Raw genomic sequence first — 22,762 nt, forward strand, 5'->3', positions numbered from 1 at the left:
AAAGGGGCACCTTACTGTCTTGGGCCACGAGACCTCCTTGAGATGAGCCCCCCGATTACACTTGTACTACCCCATGTCGCGCCGCCGCAATCGCTTGCTGACCACGTTCTTCGTGGTGCTGTCCCTGCTGTTCTCGCAGCTGGCACTGGCGAGCTACGTTTGCCCGGCAGACGCCGACACTGCTGCGATGGCCGCCATGATGGCCGCTGGCGAGCCGTGCAACGGCATGGACCAGGTGCAGCCGGTCTTTTGCCATCAGCATTCGGCTGGCGCAGCCCAGTCTTTCGAGGCCGTCAAAGTCCCTGCGCCGTCGCTACCAGCGATCGTGCAGGTACTGGTGGTGCCACCAGTGCTGCAAGCAACTGAAGCCCTCGCCGCCCCTCTGGCGGCCGATACGCAGGCCCGCCCGCCTCCAGACCCCCTCTTTCTCTCCACGCTCCGACTTCGAGTCTGACGCCTCCGATCGACTGACAGGCGCCGGCGCGGCACGTCCGCTCGCCGGCAAACACCCCGTTTGTTCTCGGAGTTCCCATGTTCACCCACTATCCGCGTGCGGCCCTTTTGGCCGTCGCCATGCTGCCGGCCCTGGCGGCTGCTGCACCGCTCACGCTCGACCAGGCACTCGACCTCGCCGTGCAGCGCTCCGAAGCTGCGCATGCCGCACGTGCCGGCGTCGCCAGCGCGACCGAAACCGCACGCGCAGCGGGCCAGTTGCCCGATCCAATGCTGCGTGTGGGCGTCGAAAACCTGCCCATCACCGGCGGGGACCGTTTCAGCACGACCCGCGAATCGATGACGATGAAACGCATCGGCATCGCCCAGGAATGGGTATCGGCCGACAAGCGCGCAGCGCGCCAGGCCACCGCAGACGCGATGGTCAACCGGGAGAGCGTCTCGGTCCAGGCAACGGCTGCGCAGGTGCGCACGCAAACGGCGCTGGCTTACCTGGACGTGTATTTCGCAGGCGAGGCACTCAAGCTGGCAACCCAGACCGAGCACCATGTGCACGAAGAGCTGGAAGCGGCCAAGGGCCGGCTGTGGTCGGCCGCCACCAACAGCCAGGAAGTGCTGGCGCTGACCAGTGCCCGCGGCGTCGCAGAGGACGATTCAGCCGATGTGTTGCAGCAGGAGCGCGGCGCGCGCGTGGCGCTGGAGCGTTGGGTCGGCGTCCCCGCAGATGATCTCGCGGCGCCGGTTGGCCTGCCGAACGTGGGTGAGGAGTCCTACGTCGCCAACCATCCCGCAGTCCTGGCCGCGCAGCGCGACATCGAGGTCGCAAGGCAGGAGGCCGCCGTTGCCGCCGCCAACCGCAAGCCGAACTGGTCGTGGGAAGTATCCTATGGCCAGCGCACCGGCTACTCGGACATGGTGTCGGTTGGCGTGAGCATTCCCTTGCCGGTTGCGCCGGCCCAACGACAGGACCGCGACACGGCGGCCAAGTTGGCGCTGGTCGACAAGGCCGAAGCCAATCTGGCGGAGGCCTCGCGCGCGGCGACGGCGGAGTTTCGCACGCTGGCCAGCGACGCCCAACGGCTAACCGATCGCGTCGAGCGGTATCAGGCAGCCGTTGTGGCTCCCGCCCGGCAGCGCACTGTTGTCACCTTGGCCGGCTACCGCTCGAACCAGGTCAGCCTGGTGACGCTGTTCGAGGCGCGTCGTGCGGAGGTCGAAACGCAAAGGAAGCTGCTTTCGCTGAAGCGAGACCTGGCGAAGGTGCAGGCCCAACTGGCCTTCAAGCCTCTCCTGGCGGGAGGTGCCCCATGAAGCGCGCTCTGCCAATTGCCCTCTCGCTCCTCGGTGCCGCCGTGCTGGCCGTTGGCAGCTTCTACGCCGGACGCCAGACCGGCACCGCCACCGAGGCACCGATGGCGGCCACGCCGGGGGTGGCGGCATCAGGTACCGCAGAGCGCAAGGTGCTGTACTGGCACGACCCGATGGTGCCGGGCCAGCGCTTCGACAAGCCCGGCAAATCGCCGTTCATGGACATGCAGCTCGTTCCCGTCTATGCCGACGAAGCGAGCGACTCGGGCGTGAAGATCAGCCCGACGGTGCAGCAGAACCTGGGCATCCGTACCACGGTGGTCAGCCGGGTGGACGTGTCGTCGTCCTTCGACGCGGTCGGCACCGTGCAATTCGATGAGCGCCTCAGTGTCGCGGTCCAGACCCGTGTGGCCGGCTACGTCGAGCGCCTGGCCGTGCGCGCGCCCATGGAGCGGGTCCGCAAAGGCCAGCCGCTCGCAACCCTGTTCGCGCCGGACTGGCTGGGAGCGCAGAATGAACTGCTTGCGCTCCAGCGTGCGGGCGCATCGGAAGACCTGGTGGCGGCCGCACGTGAGCGCATGCGCGCCTTGTCCATCCCTGAGGCCCTCATCCACCAGAGCGAAGCAGCCGGCACGGCGCAGGCGCGTTTCACGCTCAGTGCGCCGGTCAGCGGCGTGATCGCGGAACTCGGTGTGCGCGAGGGCGTGGCGGTCTCTCCGGGCATGACGTTGTTTCGCATCGCGGGCCTGGAGAAGGTATGGGCGGTGGCGGAGGTGCCCGAGGCGCAAGCGGTACGCCTGACGCGCGGCCAGAAGGTCCGGGCCGTCCTCCAAGCCGATGCCAGCCAAGCCTTTGGCGGCGAGCTCAAAGAGATCCTGCCGCAGGTCAGCGCGAGCACCCGGACACTGCAGGCGCGCTTTGAAGTCGACAACGCGGGGGGCAGGCTGATGCCCGGGATGCTGCTGCGCCTGCAGGTCACCGGGCCTTCGGCTTCTCGCCTGGTCGTACCCGCCGAAGCGGTGATCCGCACCGGCACACGCACCGTCGCCATCGTTCGCAAGGACAACGGCGCGTTCGAGCCTCGCGACATCCAGTTGGGCGCTGACCTCGGCGACACCGTCGAGGTGGTTACCGGGCTCGCCGATGGCGACCGGGTCGTTGCCAGTGGCCAGTTCCTCATCGATTCCGAGGCGCGGCTGCGCTCCGTGCTGGGCGCGATGACCGCAGTCACCGCGGTACCTGCAGGCCCCCCCTCCGCGCCGGCACCGATGCCGGCGAACGTGCACACCGGCGACGGCAAGGTCGAAAGCATCGACGCGGACGGCATCACCATCTCCCACGGCCCTATTGCTTCGTTGAAGTGGCCCGCAATGACCATGGGCTTCAGCAAGCCCACCGGCAAGGCCTTTGCCGACATCAAGCCGGGTGACATGGTTCGCTTCGAGTTCAGGCAAGGCGGCTCGATGGACTATGAGCTGGTGTCCGTGCAGCGCCTTGGAGCTGCCAAGTGATCGCTGCCCTCATCCGCTGGTCGATCGGCAACCGGTTCCTCGTGCTCATCGCCACGGCGTTCCTCGTGGCTGCGGGGATCTGGTCGGTCAGGCACACGCCTGTCGACGCGTTGCCGGACCTGTCGGACACCCAGGTCATCGTGCGCACGACGTATCCCGGCAAGCCGCCCCAGGTGGTCGAGGACCTGGTCACCTATCCGCTCACCACCACCATGCTCAGCGTGCCCGGGGCGAAGACGGTTCGTGGCTACTCGTTCTTCGGTGACTCCTTCGTCTACGTTCTGTTCGACGACAAGACCGACCCGTACTGGGCCAGGTCGCGTGTCGTGGAATACCTGAGCCAGGTGCAAAGCAGGTTGCCCACCGGGGCAACGGCCGCGCTCGGCCCGGACGCCACCGGCGTGGGCTGGGTCTATGAGTACGCGCTTGTCGATCGCACGGGTAAGAACGACCTTGGACAGCTGCGTGCGCTCAATGACTGGTTCTTGAAGTTCGAGCTGAAGACGGTGCCGGACGTGGCCGAAGTCGCCAGCATCGGCGGGATGGTGCGGCAGTACCAGGTGGTTCTGGACCCCGACCGCATGCGGGCGCTGGGCGTCACGCAGGGCGCGGTGATCGACGCCCTGGGCAAGGCCAACCAGGCCGCTGGAGGCTCTGTCGTCGAGCTGGCTGAGGCGGAGTACATGGTCCGTTCGCGCGGCTTCCTGAAGTCGCTCGACGACTTCCGCACCATTGCGCTGCCCGTCTCGGGCACGACGCCGGTGCTCCTGCGCGATGTGGCGACCGTGCAGATCGGCCCGGAGATGCGCCGCGGCATCGCCGAACTGGACGGTGAAGGCGAAGTCGTGGGCGGTGTCGTGGTCATGCGCTCGGGAAAGAACGCCAGGACCACCATCGAGGCGGTCAAGGCCAAGCTGGCTGCCTTGAAGCCGAGCCTGCCGCAGGGCGTCGAGGTGGTCGAGACCTACGACCGCTCCAAGCTCATCGACCGCGCCGTCCTGAACCTGCGCGACAAGCTCGCCGAAGAGTTCATCGTGGTAGCGCTCGTCTGCGCGGTGTTCCTGTTCCACCTGCGCTCGGCACTGGTCGCCGTCGTCACGCTGCCGGTGGGTGTGCTGACGGCGTTCATCGTGATGCACTGGCAAGGTGTCAGCGCGAACATCCTGAGCTTGTCGGGCGTGGCCATCGCGCTGGGGGCGATGGTGGACGCGTCAGTGGTGCTGGTCGAGGCGGCGCACAAGCACCTGGAGCACTTCGAAGACCAGCACCAGCGGCAACCGACGGTGTCCGAGCGCTGGGCGCTGATCGCGCAGGCCTCGGTCGAGGTCGGACCGGCGCTGTTCTTCTCGCTGCTGGTCATCACGCTGTCGTTCCTGCCGGTGTTCACGCTCGAAGCGCAGGAAGGCCGGCTGTTTGCGCCACTGGCCTTCACGAAGACCTATGCCATGGCGGCAGCAGCCGGGCTGTCGGTGACGCTGGTACCGGTCCTGATGGGCTACCTGGTCCGAGGCCGCATTCCGAGGGAGACGGCGAACCCGCTCAATCGTTTCCTCATCGCTGTCTACCGTCCCGCGCTGGAGCTGGTGCTCCGGTTCCCGAAGCTCACCCTGGCGATCGCGGCCCTGGTGCTGGCGATCACCGCGGTGCCGGTCATGCGCCTGGGCGGTGAGTTCATGCCGGCGCTCGACGAGGGCGACCTGCTGTACATGCCCTCGGCGCTGCCGGGCCTGTCGATCTCCAAGGCGTCGGAATTGCTGCAGCAGACCGACAGGCTCATCAAGACGGTGCCAGAGGTCGAGCGCGTGTTCGGCAAGGCCGGACGCGCGGACACGGCGACGGACCCCGCACCGCTGGAGATGTTCGAGACGACCATCCAGTTCAAGCCGCGCGACCAGTGGCGAGCGGGCATGACGCCGGACAAGCTGGTCGAGGAACTGGACCGCGTCGTCAAGGTGCCCGGCCTGTCCAACGTATGGGTGCCGCCCATCCGCAACCGCATCGACATGCTGGCCACGGGCATCAAGAGTCCGGTGGGCATCAAAGTCGCCGGGGCGGACCTTGCGACGATTGACCGCCTGACCGCACAGGTCGAGGCGGCGGTGAGGAGCGTGCCCGGCGTGTCTTCGGCCCTCGCCGAACGGCTGACCGGTGGCCGCTATATCGACGTGGACGTGGACCGGCCTGCCGCAGCGCGCCATGGTTTGTCCGTGGCCGATGTACAGAGCATCGTCTCGACGGCCATCGGCGGCGACAACGTCGGGGAAGTGATCCAGGGCCGCGAGCGCTACCCCATCAATGTGCGCTACCCGCGTGAGATTCGCGACTCGCTGCAGCGCCTGCGGGAGCTGCCGTTCGTCACAGAGAGGGGGGCGACGGTGCTGCTGCAGGACGTGGCGCGCATCTCCATCGAGGAAGGGCCGCCGATGCTGCGCAGCGAGAACGCTCGCCTGTCGGGCTGGGTTTACGTCGATGTTCGCGGCCGGGACCTGCGTTCGGTCGTGACCGATATGCAGGCAGCGGTGACTAAGCAAGTGGCATTGCCAGCCGGCTACGCCGTTTCCTGGTCCGGCCAGTTCGAATACCTGGAGCGCGCCACCGAGCGACTGAAGGTGGTCGTGCCCGTGACGGTGGCGGTCATCTTCGTTCTGCTGTACCTGCTGTTCCGCTCGTTCAGCGATGCGGCGATCGTGATGGCCGCGGTGCCGTTCTCGCTGGTCGGAGGCTTCTGGCTGGTCTGGGCGCTGGGGCATTCGATCTCGGTCGCGACGGCGGTCGGTTTCATCGCGCTCGCAGGTCTCGCGGCGGAGTTCGGCGTGGTGATGCTCGTCTACCTGAAGAACGCCCATGCACGTCGCCTTGCCGAAGGGCAACCGGACTCGGACGAGACGCTGCTGGCGGCCATCCGCGAGGGCGCAGTGCATCGGGTACGGCCCAAGGCGATGACAGTCGCCGTCGTGATGGCGGGCCTGGTGCCCATCCTGCTGGGGACCGGCACCGGCTCGGAGATCATGACCCGCATCGCCGCGCCGATGGTCGGAGGCATGGTCACGGCACCGCTGCTGAGCATGCTGGTAATACCGGCCGTGTGGTATTTGGTGCACCGCAAGCGCGACGCGAGGTATCACCGCTCCTCTGCGGGGAACCCGGCCACCACGGCCTCAACGCCCTGAAAACCCATCAACCAACTGACGAAGGACCCATGATGAAAGTACACCACATCCTGATCGCTGCCATCCTGGAGGCGGCCGCTGCCCAGGCTTCGGCGCAAGGCATGTCAATGCCTGCGAAACCAGCGGCCGCCTCTGCTCCGGCGATGCCACTGGTCGACGGCGAGGTCCGCAAGCTCGATCCTGCGGCAGGCCTCGTCGTGCTGCAGCACGGCGACATCCCGAACCTGGCCATGCCCGGTATGACGATGGGCTTCGACGTCGCGGACAAGAAGATGCTGAATGGCCTGAAGGTGGGGGACAAGGTGCGGTTTCAGGCCGAGATGATCAAGGGCAAGGCGACCGTGACCGAGTTGAAGACGGTCAAGTAGTGCAGCGGCTCTTCGGGCAATTTTGATCGCAACAAGCTATTTCTGGCTTTCGCCGCCGAACTGCTGGGAACGCAGTCGAAGCGAGTTCGCGATGACGCTCACTGACGAAAGAGCCATCGCTGCTGCCGCGACCACCGGCGACAGCAGGAGCCCGAAAGCGGGATAAAGAACGCCGGCAGCGAGCGGAATCCCCGCTACGTTGTAAGCAAACGAGAGGAAGAGGTTCTGGCGGATGTTGCGCATGGTCGCCTTAGACAGGGCGCGCGCACGCACGATGCCCATCAGGTCCCCTGTGAGCAAGGTGATTCCTGAACTCTCCATGGCCACATCGGTACCCGTGCCCATCGCGATACCAACATCGGCGGCGGCCAGGGCTGGGGCGTCGTTCACACCATCGCCGGCCATGGCGACAACCCTGCCTTCGCCCTTCAATCGTTGCACGACCGCCGCCTTGTCCTCTGGGAACACTTCGGGGATGACCTCGTCGATGCCGAGATCCCGTGCCACAGCTTCGGCGGTTGTGCGCCCATCACCGGTGAGCATCACGATCCGCATGCCAGCGCTGCGCAGTTCCTGGATGGCCTGCTTTGCGGTCAGTTTGATGGGGTCGGCGATCCCCACGAAGCCCGCCAGGCGGCCCCCAACGGCCACAAAGATGACTGTTGCAGCCTCGGCGCGTGCCTGTTCTGCCCGGGTGTTCAGTTCGGTCGTATCAATCCCATGCTCCGCGAGAAATTTCGCGCTGCCGCAGATGACGGCCGTCCCTTCGATGGTGCCGAGAACGCCCTTGCCAACCGGTGAGTCAAAGTCCACCACAGGCAGCAGGGAGAGGCTGCGTTCTTGAGCCTTCGCGACGATGGCGGCCGCCAATGGGTGTTCGCTCGCTCGTTCGACGCTGGCCAACTTTTGGAGAACATCCGATTCGTCGAAGCCTGGGAGCGTGACGATCCGGGTCACTTTGGGGCGGCCCTCGGTGAGGGTCCCGGTCTTGTCCACGACCAAGGTGTCCACCTTCTGCATGCGCTCCAGTGCCTCGGCATCCCGGACGAGAACACCGCTTTGCGCGCCACGCCCGACCCCCACCATGATCGACATGGGCGTTGCAAGGCCCAAAGCGCACGGGCAGGCGATGATGAGCACCGCAACAGCCGCGATCAGTGCATGCGAGAAGGCGGGCGCCGGCCCCCAGGCCATCCAGGCAACGAAGGTGAGGACAGCGGCTACAAGCACGGCGGGAACGAACCAGCCTGCGACCTGGTCGGCCATGCGCTGAATCGGCGCGCGGCTTCTCTGCGCGGTCGCCACCATGTGGACGATCTGCGAGAGCAGCGTGTCTGCGCCTACCTTCTCCGCGCGCATCACGAAGCCGCCCGTCTGGTTCATGGTGCCTGCGGTGACCTTGGAACCTGGCGCCTTCGCAACTGGCATCGGCTCGCCGGTCACCATCGACTCGTCTACCGTGCCTTTGCCTTCTACCAACTCACCATCGACTGGCACCTTGTCGCCGGGCCGAACGCGAAGGAGTTCACCGGTTTCGATGGCGTCCAAGGGAACTGTTTCGTCGTGCCCACCGGCATTGACCCGCAACGCCGTCTTGGGTGCCAGGTCGAGCAAGGCGCGGATGGCCCCCGAGGTCTTCTCCCGGGCGCGTAGCTCAAGAACCTGGCCGAGCAGGACAAGTACGGTGATGACGGCGGCCGCCTCGAAGTAGATCGGTACTGCGCCGTCGCCCGACCTAAACGAAGGCGGGAACACCCCGGGGGCCACGGTCCCGACAAGGCTGTAGGTCCACGCCGCACCTGTGCCGAGCGCAATCAGGGTGAACATGTTGAGATGGCGGCTTCGCAATGAAGCCCAGCCACGGGTGAAGAACGGCCAGCCCGCCCACAACACGACCGGCGTGGCCAACAGCAGTTGAGTCCAGTTCGAGGTCTGCTGGCCGACCAAGTGATGCAGGTTGACGAGGTGCGAGCCCATTTCCAGGACGAAGACGGGCGCCGTGAGAGCCAATGCGATCCAGAAGCGGCGGGTCATGTCCCGAAGCTCTGGGCTTTCCTGTGCTCCAGCCGTAGCCAGGACGGGCTCCAATGCCATCCCGCAGATGGGGCAAGTGCCCGGCCCTACCTGCCGAATCTGAGGGTGCATCGGGCAGGTGTATTCAGCGTCCATACCACCTTGTGCAACGGGCGCGGTGCGCTTGTGGCTGTGATGACCGTCGTGGTGGTGCGCACCGTGCATGGTCCCACCCGCAGCCGCGCCTTGGGCCGGGTGTTGATGCTCCACGTCAGGCTTCTCCATGGAGCAATGGTTGTGCTCGTGCGAGCTTGTGGTCCGCGTCATTGGAAAATCTCCTTGCTTCACAAGGTAAGCCCTCCAACGGTTGGAAGGTCAAGCCGTGGACCATGCAATCGGGCCCACCGGCTGGCGACACTGATGCTCAGCCGGCCCCCGATAAGGCCATCAGTTCAATGCATGGGCGGCTTCCGCATAGTTGGCGGCCCGCCCTCTGAACCTCCCATGAGGCTACCTCTTAGGCACTTTTGTTCGGCCAATCGGCCTTGAGCTCCTCAGCGGATCGGCTGAAGCGTGTCGATGCCGGTGCTTTCATCTGTTTCTGGAGGCGGCGGCGGCACGTGCCGATCCCTGTAGGACGGAAGATCAGGTGCGCCATTGGGCACGCGCTGAGCCTCCAGCCGGGCGATGTGTCGCTTCATTTGCGTGATCTCACGAATTTGCGCATCGATGATCCCATCAGCCAGCTTGCGCACTTCAGGATCTTTGATGTGCGCTCTCTCGCTGGTCATGATCGCGATTGAATGGTGCGGGACCATCGCCTTCATGTAGCTCACGTCATCGACGGTTTCCTGACTGCGAACGAGCCAGAGAGCTATGGCGAAAACTACTACGCTGCCGAGAAAGATCGCCATGTTGGCTCTCTTGCTTTTGTACATGCTCGTCATGAAGCCGAGCATGATGAACGCCATGGCCGCGCCCATCACGATGGCCATCCACGCGCGCGTCTGGCTGAACTCTACGTGGCTTAGGACGTAGGTGTTCAAATACATCAGCCCGTACATAACGACCGTCGATGTCGCCACCATCGCGGCGAAGCGGCCATATCCCATTCTCATATCGCTACCGTCCTCCATTTCGCTCTCCTGGGTAAAGGTGATCGTGAGCATCGCCTCGTAAGAACATCAAAGGGCAAACGGCGGCCATGCGGGGTTACCAGGGATCTTGCAAACACAGCATGTACGCACGAGGACTGCTGTCTTCGTACCGAGTTAGATGCGCAGGCGCGTTAGCGGCCGGGCGGATCAATGCACCATTGCCAGGCAAGCTTCGGCGCAGCGGTGGCAGGCCTCGGCGCAGTCCTTGCAGTGCTGCGCCTCGTGCCGGGCACACTCATCGCCACAGGCCTTGCAGATTTCGGCGCAAAGGCGGCAGATGGCAACCGCATGGTCGCTGCCTCGGGCCATCGCCGCCGAGGCAAGCTGGCAGACCGCCGCACAGTCGATGTCCAACGCGATGCACTTGGCCATCATCTTCACGTCCTGCTCAGCCAGGCAGGAAGCAGCGCAGTGGTTGCATGCCGCCGCGCAAGCGTTGCAAGTTTCGATACATGCGGCATAAGTTTCATGTGACATCGTTTTCTCCTACGCGAAAAAGCCGGAGGACCGGCGGAACGGGCGACCCGAGAGCCGCCCCGGGACAGAGAGACAATCTTCAGCGCGCCGCCTCAAGCTTGGTGACGGTGAACTTCCCGTCTATCTTGTCAGCGACGAACTGCACCTTGTCGCCAACTTGGACCTTCTCCAGCACCGCCGGGTCCTGAACCTGAAACACCATCGTCATGCCGGGCATGTCCAGGTTCTTGAGCGGACCGTGCTTGATGGTGAGCTTCTGGTTTTCCTTGTCGACTTTCCTGATCTCTCCCTCGGCAAACGGCGTGCCTGCAGACGCGGATGCGCTCGCCGGGTCGGTGGTCGGTTGTGCACCGGCCAGGCCGGAAATGGATATCAGGGCTGCTGCGACGGCCGCTGCAAACCAGGTGTTTCGAGAGGATGTCATGGCTTGTTTCCTAATGTTGAGTGAGTGGCACGGTGCGACACACACCGCGTCCGGTGCCATTACTTGGCGGACGCCTTGCCCTTGGCCTTGGCGACGGTGACTGCGCCCTTCATGCCCGCGTCGTAATGGCCGGGCTGCAGGCACGCGAAGTCCACCTTGCCAGCCTTGGTGAACTGCCAGATGACTTCGCCGCTCTTGCCCGGGGCCAAGGTGACCATGTTGGGATCGTCGTGTTCCATCTCCGGGTTCTTCTTCATCACCTCGTAGTGCTCCTTGAGTTCTTGCTCGGTGCCAAGGACCAGCTCGTGCTTAACCTTGCCCGAGTTCGTGATGAGGAAGCGGACGGTTTCGTTCTGCTGGACATCGATGGTGGCGGGGTTGAAGCGCATGGCATCGGTCATATCGACCTTGATCGTGCGCGTGACCTTGGCGGCCACGCCGGGTTTGCCAACGGCCGCGCCTGGCTCGCCATGGCCACCCGCGTGGGTGCCAGATGCAAATGCGGCGCTTGTGGCAACAGCGAACAAGGTTGCGGCGAGTACGTTACGGATGGTTTGTGTCTTCATGGGGGGTTCCTCGGTTAAAAAAGATCAGTGGCCTGCGTGGCCACCATTGGCTGGCTTGCGGACTTGCACTTCGATGTTCTTCGCGGGCATGTTTTGCGCCGGCATGGCCGATGGGCCGGCTCCGCTGGATCTGGCAGGCTCTGCCATGGGTGCGCCGTATTCGTACGCGACCGTGCCCTTGGGGTGTTTGAACCAACCGGGGTTGGAGTAATCCCCTGGCTTTTGGTCCTTGCGCACCTTCACCATGCTGAACATGCCGCCCATCTCGACGGAGCCGAACGGCCCTTCGCCGCTCATCATCCGAGCGGTGTTGTCGGGCAGCGGCATCTCCATCTCGCCCATGTCGGCCATGCCACGCTCGCCCATGACCATGTAGTCGGGCACGAGCTTGGTGATCTGCTTGACCACGTCCTTGTGATCGACACCGATCATCGTGGGCACGTCGTGCCCCATAGCGTTCATCGTGTGATGGCTCTTGTGGCAGTGGAAGGCCCAATCGCCTTCTTCGTCGGCCAGGAACTCCACCTGGCGCATCTGGCCCACGGCCACGTCGGTCGTCACTTCATGCCAGCGCGTACTCTTGGGCGTGGGCCCACCGTCGGTACCCGTCACCAGGAACTCGTGCCCGTGCAGGTGCATCGGGTGGTTGGTCATGGTCAGGTTGCCGAAGCGAATGCGCACCTTGTCGTTGAGCCGCACGTTGAGCGAATCGATGCCCGGGAAAACGCGGCTGTTCCACGACCAGAGGTTGAAGTCCAGCATGGTCATGATCTTCGGCGTCGCGCTGCCCGGCTCGATGTCGTAGGCGTTGAGCAGGAACACGAAATCGCGGTCGACCTCGTCGATGAGCGGGTGCTTCCCCTTGGGATGGGTGACCCAGAAGCCCATCATTCCCATCGCCATCTGCGTCATTTCATCGGCGTGCGGGTGGTACATGAAGGTCCCCGGGCGGCGCGCGACAAACTCGTAGACGAAGGTCTTGCCCGGCTGGATCGGCGGCTGGGTCAGGCCCGACACGCCGTCCATGCCATTGGGCAGACGTTGCCCGTGCCAGTGGATGGAGGTGTGTTCGGGCAGCTTGTTGGTGACGAAAATTCGCACCCGGTCCCCTTCGACCACCTCGATGGTCGGACCTGGCGACTGGCCGTTGTAGCCCCACAGGTGGGCCTTGAAGCCCGGGGCCATCTCCCGCACGACGGATTCGGCCACCAGGTGGAATTCCTTCACGCCGTTGTTCATCCGCCATGGCAGCGTCCAGCCGTTCAAGGTGACCACCGGGTTGTAGGGCCGGCCTGTGGATGGTGTCAGGGGCGGCATGGTGTCAGGCCGGGTTTGCAGGACCGGTTCCGGCAACGCGGCCATGGCAACCTTGCTCACGGAAGCGGCTGCGATGGCGCCAGTGATGGCTCCCGCGCCGCTCAGAAAATTGCGTCTATTGTTCATGTGTGTCTTGGAAATGAGGCTCAATGGGCCGCTGCGGCGGCGGGCTGAGAGCCGCCACTGGCGGCTGGTGCGGCGGCCGCAATGGGGCGCCCTCGAAGGGATGCCGACAGAGCCGCGTCCGCAAGCCAGAATTGCTGTTGCGCTTCGATGGCACGGGTTACGCTGGTGACCTGGTCGCGCGCCTCGGCCAGCAACTCGAAGACCCCAATCAACATCCCGTTGTAGCGCAGCACGTTTTCATCGGCCATGGCCTGGCGCAGCGGGACGATCTCGTCGCGGTAGTGCCGCGCAATGTCGTAGGCGGTGCGGTAGGCGGAGTACCCTTCTCGAAGCTGGGACGTGGCACCGCGTACAGCGGCGTCGTAGCGATTGGCCGCGGCGAGAGACTGGGCGTTGAGCGCCTCGCGCTGGGCGGAGCCCCAATCGAACAAGGGCAAGCGGATGTCCAGTTCGAAACCGCGGGCTGTGCCCCGCGTGCCTTCGGCGTTGTCGAACACGGTATCGCGCCGAATCCCGGCCTCGATATCGATGTACGTGAACAGCAGGTTGATACCCTGCGACTTTCCAGCCAAGTCGAGCTGGGCACGCGCTTGCTGCACGTCCAGGCGCTGCGCGGTTGCTGCAGAGGCCACCGCCTTGGCCTCGCGGGGAGCCTTCGGCAGATCAGGCAAGCGTTCGGGCAGCTTGAGCTTGGCCGATTGCGCATTGTCCAGTCCAAGGGCCCGCACCAACTCCTCACGGGCAGCGACGGCCGTGTGCCGCGCAGAAGCCAGTTCGGTGGTCGCGTCGGCGTAAAACACTTGCTGCCGCGCCCGCTGCAGCTTGCTGAAATTGCCCACGAGCTGCATGCGCCGGGCAAGCTCGGCACTCGCCTCGGCCGACTGCTTGACCTGCTCGGCGTACTGCAGCGTCTGCTGAGCCGCAACGGCCCTCACCCAGGTCTGGCGCACTTGCGTGATCTGGTCGACGACGGTGCTGGTGAGTTGGACCTGCGCCTGTGCCGCCTGGCTCCGTGCAATCGATATGCGCTTGGGCAGCAGCAGGATGTCGACCAAGCCAAAGGACAGAAGTCGACCGATTTCCAGCTCATCGCCCAGCCGCACGCGCTCGAAGCTGAAGACCGGGTTCGGGATGCGGCCAGCCTGGTTTGCTGCAGCGATGTCAGCCCAGCTTTGTGCGATGAGCGCCTGGAGTGCGGGACTGTTGGCCAGGGCCAATTGAACCGCACCGTCCTGAGACAGCGGCTTGCCAAGCAGTTCCTCGGACAACGATGCGCGGGCGACGCGCTGATCCCGGCTCGTGCTGAGTTCCAGTTTGCCGCCGGTGAACTCGGCAGCAGACGCGTTGGTTTCCTTGACCGCGTCATCAATTCCGAGAGATGCACAACCTGTCAGGACGGCTGCGGCTGCGGCAGCGAGCGACAAACGAAGCGGCCGGATCATGGCTTCTCCTTGGCCGTCGGAGCAGGCATTGCATGACCCTGTCCGTGGCCGGCGCTGGGCGTCCCAGCGGCATCCTCGCCAGCGGCTTCCTTCGCATAGGCTCGCCAGCCGCCCCGTTGTTCGACGGTGGTATTGGCAGCGCGCCATGGGATCGGCTTTTCGTCAGAGAGGGCTTTGTAGCCTTCCATGGCGGAGTTGTAAGGTAGTGCCGGCGTCTGGCTCGGCACGGGGGTTGTACCGTGGGAGTTCTGCGCTCCTGCGGTCAAGGCCACAAACGTGGTCAGGCAAGCCAGCCAAGGGGCCGGCGATAAAGTGAACATGTGATCCTCGCGATGTTCATGAACGAAATGGCGTGGCATCGCCCCGCAAGGCGAGCAACATCAAAAACGAAACAAGCGCGTCCACACGCCAGCAGCAAAGCTGCCGGGGCTGGACACGATCACGCGCGAGGTGGTTTGTGGGGAACGCTCGGCGTAACGGACGCCGGCGGATAGAGAGGCTCTACGAGCTCAGCCTGTGGTGGGCTGTGACTGTTGACTGCAGCAAGGGTCGGCGTAAGACCCACACCATGGCACGGGGCACAGTTACCACATCTGTGGCTCTGGTCCGGGCCACCATCATCATGGTGCGCGCCAGACTGGCCATCATGATGATGGCTCTCGGCGGCTACATGGCTGACGTGGTGGTCATCGGTAGTCAGCGTACTAACCGCGGCATGCGGATTCGCGTCCGGGCCGCAAAGCGTCATGGCTGCCGCAGCGTACGCCTGAAAGGGCACCGCGAGCATCATGAGCCACAGCAGGATTGCGCGAAAGCTGACCATCGCTCAATTGTAGAGGAAAGGCGTTAGTTGTCGTTCGCCCTGCGCAATTCAGCTTGGAAGCCGAAGCCAAAGGACACCCGTATTTCGCCGATCTCGGCGCAATTAATCAGCAATCACCTACGCACAGCAGTCCCTGCGGGGCCGGCCCGACCCATATAGTCGAACACGCGCTGCGGGTTCGCCGCGCCTTCGGACGCGTTGCCCAGCGGCAAAGGGCAAAACACCTGACGCACCTTTGGCCTTGACTCGGCCACAGGCTGGCACTTGACGTCGGTTAGCCGTTGTGGCCATGTACTATTGGACGGCAGCGGGATGGTGCGGGGCATATTGCCCTCCGGAAGCGCTGCCCTTATGGACTGCAGAATGCCTGGACAGCCTTTGGCAGTGAGATTTGGAAAGGGCTATAGGCAAGCTAAACGTCCTTCAATGGCACTACGCTGCGCTTCGCCCACAAGCGCTGAGCCACCCTGCGCCCCCACTCCATCATCAACGAGGCCTCCAAACCCGCATGGTGAAAGGGTTTGGCTGTGATCGACATGGGTCTCTACCGTCGCTTTTACCGTCAGAAGCGCAGATCTTTTGCTGGCGCGGGAGATGGAGCGATTTGCGGGGAAGCGACGTTTTTCGACATCATCATCAATCAAGCACAAGCATACCGAAAGACTCGTGCCTCTTCCGGCAACAATCGACGCGTCGTGTGACAGGGTTCTAGTCCGAGACGCTGTCGCTGACAACCTTACCTGCTTTCGCCGAAAACGCCGACGGCGAACTAAGTACGCCGGGAACGCGAAACACAACATGGTGGCGCGCCACTTGTGTTCCACTGGGGACGATTGCGTCATACCAAATGCACTCCTCGAGGCTTGCAGGTGGCCCCTCACGCTTCACGAGTTCCAGAACGCCCAGCACTCCAAGCTTCACATTGGTCCCCTGGTACGAGCCCGCTTGACCGAGATACCGGCGAGCTACGTCCGCGTTGACCATTCCGTGATGTCGTTTGAGTTCGATGACGAAGCGATGTGCACCAAACCCGACATAGACGTCGGCGCGTCCGGTTGCGACGCCTTCGACTTCCGTTCTCACATCCCCGCGCAGAAAATTTCCGGACAGCCACTCCCGAAGATCGGACTGGAACTGAAATTCTGTAGCGTTTGAATCTCGCAGGTACGCGCCGCGCGCCCCTAGCTCCTTGAGACCTGCGTCTTGGCGATCCTTGCAGAAAAGGACAACTTGAAGCACGAGCTCATCGAAATCATCTCGGATGACGCCGTTGTAGTCCGAGCATTGGGCAAAGGCGATGCGAACATCAGAAAGTATGCGTTGCACGACAGGATGAACGATGTGTTCGCTTCGTCGAGCTCGATCGACGAGCAAGCCTTCCAAGCGTTCGGCGAAGTCGGCTGGCATCTCCCCCACTCGTTGATCATCTTGGAGGATGCGCCGGAGTTGGGGGTACGGCGCGCCCTCCGTTGGTTTTCCCGACGTTGCAGCGCCTTTTTCGAGTTCCTCGATGCGCGCACGTAGCGTCCTAGAGGCCTCGCCATGCGTTTCCAACCAGCCAGGCTCACACAGGAGATCGTCAAGGTGGCTAAGAAGCCCGCGTTCACGGGCAAACGCGGCTTCGATGCGCGGTCTGAGCAATTCATCAAGACCTGTACCGGCACAAACGGTCCGGTCTGCGTCGTAAACGTCCAGCAGTCGATCCATGACCGCCCAGGCGTTGAGCCAGCTTGGCCGCTCCAAATCATTCGCAAGGAACTCGACGGTCCGAAGGAATTTTGCCCACTGAATGTCGCGATCCTGACGTGGCTTGAGCCACGAGGGGAGGACGCCCATTTGCAGGAGCCGATCCCTGTCGGCCACCGCTGCCATCAAGGATTCCAGGGGTGCTCGCAATGCGACTGCGGCGGCACCTGTTGCAAATCCCCGTATCAGATCGATTGATGAGCAATATGCCACAGCGTCAGCACGATCCTCATCCGCTTGGCGCGCGTGCGAGAAGAATACTTTTGCGGTCTCCAGGCCTTCTAGTATTTTCGGGAGGGAGTCGCCTTCGAGCGCTCGGGCAAGATGGGCGAGGCCCAACTCAAACGCTGCCTCGCCTTCTGCATCTTCATTGACGAGCAGCCGATCAAGCGCGTGAAGCAGATCTTGTTCGCCCCAGATGTGAAATGCCGTTCCCGTGAGCTTCGCAGCATGCTCTGCAAAGAGACCGCCTTCTTCTCGGCCCAACTCCGTCATCAATCCAAGCGTCTGATACTTGCTGATGGCACCCGACAGCGCGAGACGAAACAATGCTTCGAGCGCATAGGCCGCAACGAGTCCGTCTGCAACGTCTTGGCGTTGATTGACGCGCTGCACCAGAACAGGCTGCAGTTCCCTACTGATCCGCATGCGGAGCGCATCGCTATCCACAACGGCATTTGCGGCGTCTCGGAATGGAAGCGCGTTACGGCCTTCTCGAAAGCCCCTCAGTACTAAGGCATCCAGAATAGATTCGTCTTTCGTCTCGGCGGATGAGGCAAGTGCGACGAGCACGTCAAGGTAAGGAGCTTTGACCAAAGCATCGGCTTCTGCAGCAATCGCGGCAGCGCCCCCTAGATGCGCGACGGTGAGGGCGGCGCCTGAGGCGAGCCTCGCCTCAATCTCAGCGATGACCGACATGGATCGCTCCGCTTGACGAGTCCACTACCACAGGTACGCTCCTGCAGCGGCAACGCGACATCTGTCTTTACCTAGGGCTGACACGACCGCAGGCGCGTCGGCGCTGGCGATCAAGATCTGCAGACCCGGCGTTTCGCTGGCGATTTGCGTCAATTCGCCAAGCAACGTCGCGAGATCGCTGTCGCTGGTCTCTTCCGCCCCAGGCGAGTCGACGATGAGCAGTCCTGGATGACGTCCAACTCCACGCTCGCGCCCCACTCGAATCAGTGCGATGGCGGTGGCGATCCGAAGCCGAAGTCGTTCGCCCGCAGTGAGCTTGCTGAATGCGGTGGGTTGGCCACCTTTCTCTAGTCTCATCTGTGCGACCCAGTTCAGCTTTACTTTTTCCAGTCGCAGCACGCCGAACGACTTTCCAAGCCGAAGAATCTCCTCGTTCAGACGCTCCAAAAGATCGCCTCGCTGAGACTCGAAGGCCGAGCTGGCCTCGGTGAAAGCAGCCTCGACTAGAGCAGCATCAGCAGGCGGAAGGAAACCGGTTGGCTCGGACTGCCTCTCCTTGAGCGCCCCTTCGAGTCGCGCCACCTCCAATTCCGCGTCGCGGCGCTTTACGAAGGCATCGCTCTGTGCTGCCGCGACAAGTGCATCTCGTGTCGTTTGGAGCGAAGTACGTGTGAGCTTCAACTGAGCGCGCAAAGACGGTAGCTCAGCCTTGCTGCGTTCGGCTGCCGCTTGGGATATGTCGCGTCGCTGTTCAGCGTCGCCAATGGCATCGCTTGCGCCATCGAGCTGCTCTTCGGCAATCGGCTCTGAACACAGCGAACAGTTGAATTGAGCGCTTTCGCGTTTGACGCGATCCTTGGTTACGGCCGCATCGCATCGCGGGCAGCAGGTGGGCTGCAGCCCATTGAAGAAGGAAGTTGCGATCAAGTTCTCCCGCAGATTTCTCACGCTTCGCTCATCGTCATCCGCCGTTTGTTTAAGCACCTTGTACTCGGCCTCTGCCGTCGACACGCGTTGCTCCATCTCGAGTGCAGTTGCAGACAGTTGGGCGATCTCGCTGGCCAGTCGATCCAGTTCTGCGGCAGTCGCTTGCTCGGCCACGGCCTTGAGCAGTGTCTCGCGCGCGGCCCGGAGCTCTCCCTCAATGCGGCCCCTCGCCTGCACCGTGTTTGCTGCCATCTCGGACGTTGCACGCGTCGCGCGGGCCAGTTCCTGCTCCACTTCTTTCTTCGCCGTTGATGCCTGCATTACTGTGCTTGCCCATGGCAAGCCGACGTACATCTGAAGCATCCGAGCCGGGAGACCGCCCCATTGGACATCGCCCAGAAGAAGTTTGTGGTCCCCACCGAAATAGAGAGCACCGGACAGCGCGGTCCATCCGTGAACGACAGTCTGCTTGTCCTCTTCATCGCCTTGGCGAGCAGGTACAGGATCAAGGTCAAGCGTGTCCATCATGAATCGCGACATTGCTGCGGCAAATCCAGGGTCGGATGAGAATCGGTCGAGCGCATCGGCTACGCCGTCGGGGCGCAGGCGCGAGAGGGTACCGCTAGGCACCTTGTCCACCACATCAAACTCGATGAGATACCTCTGGTCGTCGACCTCGAAGCCTACGACTACCGAATCCAGCCAGCTGCGTACATCATCCTGAAGATTCTTCGGCTCGCCACGAAAGCACCACAGTAGGACTTCGAGCACGCTGGACTTACCGACCAGATTTGCATGGCTTGTCACAGCCCACACGCCCGACGACAGCCCTGACCAGTCGAACGCGATCTTGCCCGTGGCAGTGCCCTTCTTCTCGCCCGTGAATGCAATGCGACTGACAACGAGGCTGCGTGCTGGACGTAGCGATCGATCGGGACGGATGCCGCGATGGGATAGCATCTGCGCCGCCTCTGCAACGGAGACTTTTGCACTCTCGGCAACTTTCTCAATCCACCCTTGCGTCATGCCGCTAGTCCTTTCTGGATCTGCTCCAGACGATCGCGAACGCGATCGGTGACTGGCGCGATCAAATGCTTCAGCTCCGTAGACGCATACTCTTGCTGCAAGTACTGGCGATCTTTGAGCGCTTTGCCTCCGACCTCGCCTGCGAGCGTTGCGACCACGGCGGCACGGTCCTTGTACCAAGCGATCTCAGGGGCCGCACTTGCTAGTTCATGCATCGAAGCGCGGCCGCGACGCGTCAGCAAGTAAAGATGCTCCCGAACCTGGCCAGGCACCCCTTCTCGCTGCACCCGGATCAAGTCGGATGCCCGCAGGATGGCCAGTGGATTGTCCAGAGGCTCAAACGCTCCGAAGTGGTAGCGGATCATGGGCAGCCTGCGCAGATCTGGCTCGCGCGAGTCGAATATCTGCTGGACCAGTTGGATCAGGGCCTTGTCTCTGGTTTTCTCAAACTCATTGAGCAGTTCGTTCGCCAGGTAGTCTGGATTGCGCATCCAAAAATCGAGGGCTTGGAGCCGAGACTGGCTTCGCAGGACCGCTACAACGTCCGCGCCCCATGATTCGTCAGTGACTGGCACGCTTCCCGCGTCGATACACGCGAGCAAACGGACAGCGCTCTGTCGGTCACTGGCTACAGGTATCTCCGTCACGGCCTGTGACCTTCCTGCGATCGCTGTCGCAGTCGATCCGGAAAAAACACGATCAAGCTCGACATACTGGGTCTCCGTACTCCTCGAATGTAACCGCCCGTAAGGGGCGCCTTATGATCGACGATGCGATAGAATTTTCTCGTGCGTTCGTCGACGCCAGCTGCTCACCATGGCCCACCCAGCTCGCCGGGACGACGTGAAGTCCTTCGTCTGAGCTTCCCATGTTTCGCGGAGCGCGGCAGTGAGCACCGGGTACATCCGCGGCAACATGAAGGAACGCACCATGGAATTCATCGCTACCACGGCGACCGCCGCCGAAAAGCTCAAACGTCTGGCCAAGACGCTTCGTAAAACAACGGGTACATCGCTTGCCGTCGCGCTGGATGCTGTCGCCAAGCAACATGGCTACGAGCACTGGAAGCATGTGACCGTCTGCCTTGAACAGACAGCCAGCGCGAGTCGCAGCAAACCGCTTCCCGAATCACTGAAGGATCTTCTGGATCGAGCCGCCGCGCGCCATCCCGCATCGGTCGAATCACAGAAGGCCTTCGCCCAAGGGTTTGTCTTCGCGATGGACGTCAAGGACGCGGAAGTGCTTTCCCTGACCTCCGAGTACGCTGAATGCGACGATGGGTGGTACCTCGCGGCCAGAGATCTATGGCGGGGACTGGTCCACTACCGTGACGACGAGACGGGCACCACGCTCTTCGAGACACAGTCGCCCGAGGATTTGGCCAGCACGGCGCTGGACGACCTGCAGAACTACAGACTCTTCCGCTACTTGGGCGCGGCCGCCCCCGGCTCCCTTGAGGAGGCCTACAAGCAGACCAGCGAGCTGTCGTTCTTCCCGCCCACCCACATCTGGCTTGGCGGAAATTTCATCGACATCGGCGAGGTTTCCGAAATCCGGGTAGGCGGCCAGGTGGTGCTCTCGACCTCACCGGGTTTCACCGTGCTGTCGTCAGACGACAAGCGCACCCGTTACGAGAAGTTTGGTCATCTGCTGAACGCAGAGGAACGAGCGCTGTTCGACAGGATGACGACGCAGGAGCAGGATTCCCTGCTGTTCCAGCTGGAAAAGCAGACGCCGGCCGGTCAAGCCCGCTACAGGCCAGTGCAAAGTCCGGTAGCCTCTTCCTGGCGTGACGCCAAGAATATCTAAGCCTGCGGAGAGTCCTCTGCGGCACTCTTGCCTGGTCGATCGTCGAACCACCATTTGTCGATGGCTTCACGATCCTCCAGGTGCGAGACCCACTGGTCATCGAACAGCACATCGATGCTGAAGATCGGATGAGCGTCATAGGCAACTTCATGGTCAAAGAAGCGGCCCTGCAGCGCGTCGCAGTGGATGCAGCCGTTGGATAGATAGGGCTGTCCTTCCGTTCGGCTGTATCGCGGCTTGATCGGACCAATGCCATGGGGCGCCAGGAGCGCGGCCGGCAACGTAGACATCAACAGCGCGGCTCCCCTGCCCTCGTCATCGAAATCGTAGATCTTGGCCGTCACATCCGCCGCATCTTGAAGCACCCGGCTGGCCGCGAAGCACAGGTCGATGACGAGACCCGTCGTCTTCTTACAGCGCCAGCACTCGGTGTACGCGGCGCAGACGTCCAGTGGCAAGGTACGGCCAACCTGTGGCGCAAAGCGAAGTTTCCCGCCCAACGCTCCCTCGACAAACCGGCCCAGCTCGATGTGCTGCCGCCAGTAGTTCGGACCATCGCTGTTCTTGCCGGTCGCGAAAGCTGGATGGTAGTGAGGCCCCGGCAGTGACACAACGCAGATGTTGGCGTCGAAATCATGGCTTAGCCTGAATGCCGGAGCAGCCTTCTCGACGGGAATGCTCTGCTGCCGCATGAGCCACAGCGTACGGATCCCCGCTGCGTGGAACACGGCTTGGTAACGGGACACTTCATCCAACGGCAAGCGCCCCCATTGAACCTTGAACGCCACCGGCTTTCCGCCCTCTCGGCTTGCCAGCACATCGACCGTCCACTCTTCCTCTTCAGTCGATGTTCCAGCCGCTTCTACCGAAATACTCCAACCCGCCCGCCGCACAGCCTTGGCGATCATCTCCCTTGCCAGCAGAACCTCTGCCGGGTCCGGACCCGCCAAACAGCTTCCTTTTTTGGCATGCGCGAAGTACTGTGTGCCGAGCTTCGTTTGCCGAAGAGTCACGTCAGCGCCGCAACATGTCATCTTCAACGTACGATCCTTGCGGTTTCGGGCTCGCAGGTCTTCCCATCCCTGGGCGTCGAAATCGATGGAGAGCAATTCTTGATCGCCTGATTGGCATTTGAACGACATAAGTATTGGTGCGCTTCCCATGTTGACCTACAGGGCCGA

19 protein-coding genes are annotated in these 22,762 nt (G+C 62.9%); 6 read left to right on the plus strand and 13 right to left on the minus strand.

What is annotated here, in order from left to right; translation table 11 throughout:
• The first annotated feature begins 61 nt into the window (after positions 1-61).
• The 5 genes from PGB34_RS16960 to PGB34_RS16980 all read left to right on the plus strand — a co-directional run bounded on the left by PGB34_RS16960 (position 62) and on the right by PGB34_RS16980 (position 6,810).
• Positions 62-454: a hypothetical protein gene (locus PGB34_RS16960; RefSeq protein ID WP_319424419.1), complete on the plus strand. Its 393-nt coding sequence runs from the start codon at positions 62-64 to the stop codon at positions 452-454.
• Positions 455-531: 77 nt separating this feature from the next.
• Positions 532-1,764: a TolC family protein gene (locus PGB34_RS16965; protein ID WP_106846726.1), complete on the plus strand. Its 1,233-nt coding sequence runs from the start codon at positions 532-534 to the stop codon at positions 1,762-1,764.
• Positions 1,761-3,272, plus strand: coding sequence for an efflux RND transporter periplasmic adaptor subunit (locus PGB34_RS16970; RefSeq protein WP_106846727.1), 1,512 nt, complete (start codon positions 1,761-1,763; stop codon positions 3,270-3,272). Before PGB34_RS16965 ends, PGB34_RS16970 begins: the two co-directional genes overlap by 4 nt.
• Positions 3,269-6,442, plus strand: a complete 3,174-nt coding sequence (locus PGB34_RS16975) for an efflux RND transporter permease subunit (RefSeq protein ID WP_106846728.1) — start codon at positions 3,269-3,271, stop codon at positions 6,440-6,442. The genes PGB34_RS16970 and PGB34_RS16975 overlap by 4 nt, the downstream gene beginning before the upstream one ends.
• Positions 6,443-6,471: 29 nt before the next feature.
• Positions 6,472-6,810 carry a copper-binding protein gene (locus PGB34_RS16980; protein ID WP_271429281.1) on the plus strand — a complete coding sequence of 113 codons (339 nt, stop codon included), beginning with the start codon at positions 6,472-6,474 and terminating at the stop codon, positions 6,808-6,810.
• 36 nt (positions 6,811-6,846) lie between these two features.
• On the opposite strand, the gene PGB34_RS16985 is transcribed toward PGB34_RS16980, so the two are convergent.
• The 12 genes from PGB34_RS16985 to PGB34_RS17040 form a co-directional block, all read right to left on the minus strand.
• A complete protein-coding gene (locus PGB34_RS16985) occupies positions 6,847-9,108 on the minus strand; it encodes a copper-transporting P-type ATPase (RefSeq protein ID WP_189688536.1) in 2,262 nt (753 codons plus the stop codon).
• A gap of 269 nt (positions 9,109-9,377) precedes the next feature.
• Entirely contained in the window at positions 9,378-9,992 is a 615-nt protein-coding gene (locus tag PGB34_RS16990) for a DUF305 domain-containing protein (RefSeq protein WP_227001331.1), read from the minus strand.
• A 135-nt stretch (positions 9,993-10,127) separates the two neighbouring features.
• On the minus strand, positions 10,128-10,457 hold the full coding sequence (locus PGB34_RS16995) for a four-helix bundle copper-binding protein (RefSeq protein WP_106846729.1): 330 nt from the start codon (positions 10,455-10,457) through the stop codon (positions 10,128-10,130).
• Positions 10,458-10,536: 79 nt separating this feature from the next.
• On the minus strand, positions 10,537-10,881 hold the full coding sequence (locus PGB34_RS17000; RefSeq protein WP_106846730.1) for a copper-binding protein: 345 nt from the start codon (positions 10,879-10,881) through the stop codon (positions 10,537-10,539).
• 59 nt (positions 10,882-10,940) lie between these two features.
• A complete protein-coding gene (locus PGB34_RS17005; RefSeq protein ID WP_106846731.1) occupies positions 10,941-11,447 on the minus strand; it encodes a cupredoxin domain-containing protein in 507 nt (168 codons plus the stop codon).
• 24 nt (positions 11,448-11,471) lie between these two features.
• On the minus strand, positions 11,472-12,890 hold the full coding sequence (locus PGB34_RS17010; protein WP_106846732.1) for a multicopper oxidase family protein: 1,419 nt from the start codon (positions 12,888-12,890) through the stop codon (positions 11,472-11,474).
• Between the two features lie 20 nt (positions 12,891-12,910).
• Positions 12,911-14,332: a TolC family protein gene (locus PGB34_RS17015; protein WP_106846733.1), complete on the minus strand. Its 1,422-nt coding sequence runs from the start codon at positions 14,330-14,332 to the stop codon at positions 12,911-12,913.
• Positions 14,329-14,520 (minus strand): hypothetical protein, encoded by a 192-nt coding sequence (locus PGB34_RS17020; RefSeq protein ID WP_271429282.1) that lies wholly within the window; start codon positions 14,518-14,520, stop codon positions 14,329-14,331. The genes PGB34_RS17015 and PGB34_RS17020 overlap by 4 nt, the downstream gene beginning before the upstream one ends.
• A 251-nt stretch (positions 14,521-14,771) precedes the next feature.
• Positions 14,772-15,155, minus strand: coding sequence for a DUF2946 family protein (locus PGB34_RS23120; protein WP_373305385.1), 384 nt, complete (start codon positions 15,153-15,155; stop codon positions 14,772-14,774).
• Between the two features lie 708 nt (positions 15,156-15,863).
• Complete coding sequence (locus PGB34_RS17030; RefSeq protein WP_271429283.1) at positions 15,864-17,819, minus strand: hypothetical protein; 1,956 nt, start codon at positions 17,817-17,819, stop codon at positions 15,864-15,866.
• A gap of 24 nt (positions 17,820-17,843) precedes the next feature.
• Positions 17,844-19,772: a coiled-coil domain-containing protein gene (locus tag PGB34_RS17035; RefSeq protein ID WP_271429284.1), complete on the minus strand. Its 1,929-nt coding sequence runs from the start codon at positions 19,770-19,772 to the stop codon at positions 17,844-17,846.
• The gene (locus tag PGB34_RS17040; protein WP_271429285.1) at positions 19,769-20,263 is read right to left on the minus strand and encodes a hypothetical protein; all 495 of its coding nucleotides are present in this window, start codon (positions 20,261-20,263) and stop codon (positions 19,769-19,771) included. The genes PGB34_RS17035 and PGB34_RS17040 overlap by 4 nt, the downstream gene beginning before the upstream one ends.
• Positions 20,264-20,702: 439 nt before the next feature.
• Between PGB34_RS17040 and PGB34_RS17045 the strand changes: the two genes are divergently transcribed.
• Complete coding sequence (locus tag PGB34_RS17045; protein ID WP_271429286.1) at positions 20,703-21,581, plus strand: hypothetical protein; 879 nt, start codon at positions 20,703-20,705, stop codon at positions 21,579-21,581.
• Here the strand turns inward: PGB34_RS17045 and PGB34_RS17050 are convergent.
• Positions 21,578-22,690 carry a competence protein CoiA family protein gene (locus PGB34_RS17050; protein ID WP_271429287.1) on the minus strand — a complete coding sequence of 371 codons (1,113 nt, stop codon included), beginning with the start codon at positions 22,688-22,690 and terminating at the stop codon, positions 21,578-21,580. The two genes, PGB34_RS17045 and PGB34_RS17050, sit on opposite strands and share 4 nt — an antisense overlap.
• Positions 22,691-22,762: the final 72 nt, after the last annotated feature.

The organism is Xenophilus arseniciresistens (assembly GCF_028023875.1).
In the GTDB taxonomy this organism is placed as follows: domain Bacteria; phylum Pseudomonadota; class Gammaproteobacteria; order Burkholderiales; family Burkholderiaceae_C; genus Xenophilus; species Xenophilus arseniciresistens.

Excerpts from the sequence above, each read along its gene's own strand:
- PGB34_RS16965 (WP_106846726.1), top strand. The coding sequence starts at position 532 with ATGTTCACCCACTATCCGCGTGCGGCCCTTTTGGCCGTCGCCATGCTG.
- PGB34_RS16970 (WP_106846727.1), top strand. The coding sequence starts at position 1,761 with ATGAAGCGCGCTCTGCCAATTGCCCTCTCGCTCCTCGGTGCCGCCGTG.
- PGB34_RS16980 (WP_271429281.1), top strand. The coding sequence starts at position 6,472 with ATGATGAAAGTACACCACATCCTGATCGCTGCCATCCTGGAGGCGGCC.
- PGB34_RS16985 (WP_189688536.1), bottom strand. The coding sequence starts at position 9,108 with ATGGAGAAGCCTGACGTGGAGCATCAACACCCGGCCCAAGGCGCGGCT.
- PGB34_RS16990 (WP_227001331.1), bottom strand. The coding sequence starts at position 9,992 with ATGCTCACGATCACCTTTACCCAGGAGAGCGAAATGGAGGACGGTAGC.
- PGB34_RS16995 (WP_106846729.1), bottom strand. The coding sequence starts at position 10,457 with ATGTCACATGAAACTTATGCCGCATGTATCGAAACTTGCAACGCTTGC.
- PGB34_RS17000 (WP_106846730.1), bottom strand. The coding sequence starts at position 10,881 with ATGACATCCTCTCGAAACACCTGGTTTGCAGCGGCCGTCGCAGCAGCC.
- PGB34_RS17005 (WP_106846731.1), bottom strand. The coding sequence starts at position 11,447 with ATGAAGACACAAACCATCCGTAACGTACTCGCCGCAACCTTGTTCGCT.
- PGB34_RS17010 (WP_106846732.1), bottom strand. The coding sequence starts at position 12,890 with ATGAACAATAGACGCAATTTTCTGAGCGGCGCGGGAGCCATCACTGGC.
- PGB34_RS17015 (WP_106846733.1), bottom strand. The coding sequence starts at position 14,332 with ATGATCCGGCCGCTTCGTTTGTCGCTCGCTGCCGCAGCCGCAGCCGTC.
- PGB34_RS17020 (WP_271429282.1), bottom strand. The coding sequence starts at position 14,520 with ATGGAAGGCTACAAAGCCCTCTCTGACGAAAAGCCGATCCCATGGCGC.
- PGB34_RS23120 (WP_373305385.1), bottom strand. The coding sequence starts at position 15,155 with ATGGTCAGCTTTCGCGCAATCCTGCTGTGGCTCATGATGCTCGCGGTG.
- PGB34_RS17030 (WP_271429283.1), bottom strand. The coding sequence starts at position 17,819 with ATGTCGGTCATCGCTGAGATTGAGGCGAGGCTCGCCTCAGGCGCCGCC.
- PGB34_RS17035 (WP_271429284.1), bottom strand. The coding sequence starts at position 19,772 with ATGACGCAAGGGTGGATTGAGAAAGTTGCCGAGAGTGCAAAAGTCTCC.
- PGB34_RS17040 (WP_271429285.1), bottom strand. The coding sequence starts at position 20,263 with ATGCGCAATCCAGACTACCTGGCGAACGAACTGCTCAATGAGTTTGAG.
- PGB34_RS17045 (WP_271429286.1), top strand. The coding sequence starts at position 20,703 with ATGGAATTCATCGCTACCACGGCGACCGCCGCCGAAAAGCTCAAACGT.